Below are 2,542 nucleotides of genomic sequence, written 5' to 3' on the forward strand. Positions count from 1 at the left end.
TGGTGGAAGCACGAACCCGCTGCGCGGGAGGGCGCATGCGGCGCAGTTGAGGTGAACATACGGGCGTTGCGCGGCGGTTGAGCGCGGCGGGCGGCAGGCAGAGCATCACGGTTCCACCACAAGGAGCCCAGCCATGCACATCCTCGCACCCGTTGTTACTGTCAGTCCGCTACGCCAGCGTCTTATCGACGAGATGGATATGCGACGGTTCTGTCGCGAGACGCAGCGCAACTACATTCGCGATGTTGGGCGGTTCGCCACGTTCCTAGGTCGCTCGCCCGACACCGCAACGGCGGAGGACGTGCGACGCTTTCAGGTCGAGCAGTCCGACCAAGGCGTGCCGATACCGACCATGAACAGCATCGTATCGGCATTGCGGTTCTTCTTCCTGCAGACGCTCGACCGACCGGACCTTGCGCGCAAGCTGGTTCGCATGAAGCGGATCCGCAAGTTGCCCATCGTGCTGAGCCCGGACGAGGTGGCGCGACTGCTCGGCGCGACCACCTGCCTCAAGCATCAGGCGGCGCTATCGGTCGCCTACGGTGCCGGTCTGCGCGCCGCCGAGGTCTCGCACCTCAAGGTTCGCGACATCGATAGCGAGCGCATGCTGCTTCGGGTTGAGCGTGGTAAGGGCGGACAGTACCGCAACGCCATGCTCCCGGTCGGCCTGCTCGCGCTGTTACGGGAGTGGTGGAAGGTCGGGCGACAGCAAGGCGTGATGCACCCTGACGGCTGGATGTTCCCCGGCCAGCACTATCTCAAGCCGCTAAGCACGCGGCAGTTGCACCGCATCGTCGTCGAGGCAGGCATTGCGGCAGGCATCGACAAGCGTATCGGCCCTCACACGCTTCGGCACTGCTTCGCGACCCACCTGCTCGAGGACGGGATCGACGTACGGATCATCCAGGCGCTGCTTGGTCATGCGAAGCTGGACACGACCGCCTACTATACGAAGGTCGCGACCCGGACGATGCGCAACGTGACCAGTCCGCTCGACAAGCTGGCGATGCTCACCACCGCGGGAAGAGCGCCCGGCGGCTGAGGCCCCGTGCGCACTGCGCTCGAGGTTGCCGACATCTTCCGCTCAGGTGGCCCCGCGTACCGGGTCGCTCATGCCGGGCATCTGAGCCTGGACAAGCTCAAGGTCATGTCGGCGATCGAGACCTGCCGCACCGCCATAATGGGTGGTCACGTCGAGGCGTGCACCGACTGTGGGCACTGGCGGGTCGCGTATAACTCCTGCCGCAACCGGCATTGCCCGCGTTGCCAGGGCGCCGCCGCGCGCGCCTGGCTCGCCGAGCGCGAGGCCGACCTGCTGCCAGTCGGCTACTTCCATGTGGTATTCACACTGCCCGCCGAGGTTGCCGACATCGCGTATCAGAACAAGGCGGCGGTCTACGGCCTGCTGTTCCAGGCGGCATCCGAGACGATGACGATCATCGCCGCTGACCCGAAGCATCTGGGCGCGCGTATCGGCATCACCGCTGTGCTGCATACCTGGGGCTCGGCCCTGACTCACCATCCACACATCCACATGATCGTGCCGGGCGGCGGGCTGTCGTCGGACGGCACCCGCTGGGTGTCGTCGCGCCCGGCGTTCCTCCTACCGGTCAGGGTGCTGGGCAAGCTGTTCCGTCGCCTGTTCCTCACCCGGCTGATGGCGCTGCACGACGTGGGGCGGCTCGCGTTCTTCGGTAGTCTCGCTGCGCTCGCCGACCGGCGCGCGTTCCTGCGTCATCTGTTACCGGTTCGGAAGAAGCGCTGGGTGGTCTACGCCAAGCCGCCGTTCGCCGGGCCAGAGACGGTGCTCGCCTATCTGTCGCGCTACACGCATCGGGTCGCTATCTCCAACAGCCGGCTCAACCGCTTCGACGAAAGCGGCGTCACGTTCCGCTACAAGGACTATCGCCGTGGTGACGCCGATCGGCAGCAGGTCATGACGCTATCGGCCGACGATTTCATCCGCCGCTTCCTGCTCCACGTCCTGCCCAAAGGCTTCCACCGCATCCGCCATTACGGCTTGCTCGCCGGCGCAACCCGCAAGGCCCATCTCGACCACGTCCGTCAGCTGCTCGGGGTCGCGCCACCCGCCGCTGCCGATGCGCCGATCGAGCCGGATGACGTGCGACCGCCATGCCCATGTTGTGGCGGGCACATGGTCGTCATCGAGACCTTCGAACGCCAGCACCAGCCTCGCGCACCGCCCGTGTCGATGGTGCCACCCGGACTACAGGCGCTGTGACCCGGCACGGCCCGATATCGATGAACCCCGCATCGCTACTGCGTCGGGGAACGGACGAACTCGCGCGGATCGGCGTCAGCCGCGTCGCTGCGCCCGGCAAGCCTCGCCAACCTGCCCCTGAGAGCCCGTCATGCGCTCTCACATCTGGCCGGCCCGCGGCGACGGACGACCATAGAGTTGTCAGGTCAGTCACCCCTCCAACCTGCCAAAATCCCAAATCCCCATAGGTCGATGCTTGGGCCCCGCGGGTTCGGGCCTCCCAGACTTTCGTACGCCTGCCGGCATCCGAAACTCTTCAGG

General features: G+C 66.2%; 2 protein-coding genes. Both read left to right on the forward strand.

All coding sequences use genetic code 11. From position 1 onward, the window contains the following. Positions 1 to 133 precede the first annotated feature (133 nt). Entirely contained in the window at positions 134 to 1,042 is a 909-nt protein-coding gene (locus ACVWZA_RS21750) for a tyrosine-type recombinase/integrase (protein WP_457313535.1), read from the forward strand. 6 nt (positions 1,043 to 1,048) lie between these two features. Then, positions 1,049 to 2,242 (forward strand): IS91 family transposase, encoded by a 1,194-nt coding sequence (locus ACVWZA_RS21755; protein WP_457313536.1) that lies wholly within the window; start codon positions 1,049 to 1,051, stop codon positions 2,240 to 2,242. The last annotated feature ends 300 nt before the right edge of the window (positions 2,243 to 2,542 follow it).

It is taken from the genome of Sphingomonas sp. UYAg733 (genome assembly GCF_054057355.1).

Excerpts from the sequence above, each read along its gene's own strand:
- ACVWZA_RS21750 (WP_457313535.1), top strand. The coding sequence starts at position 134 with ATGCACATCCTCGCACCCGTTGTTACTGTCAGTCCGCTACGCCAGCGT.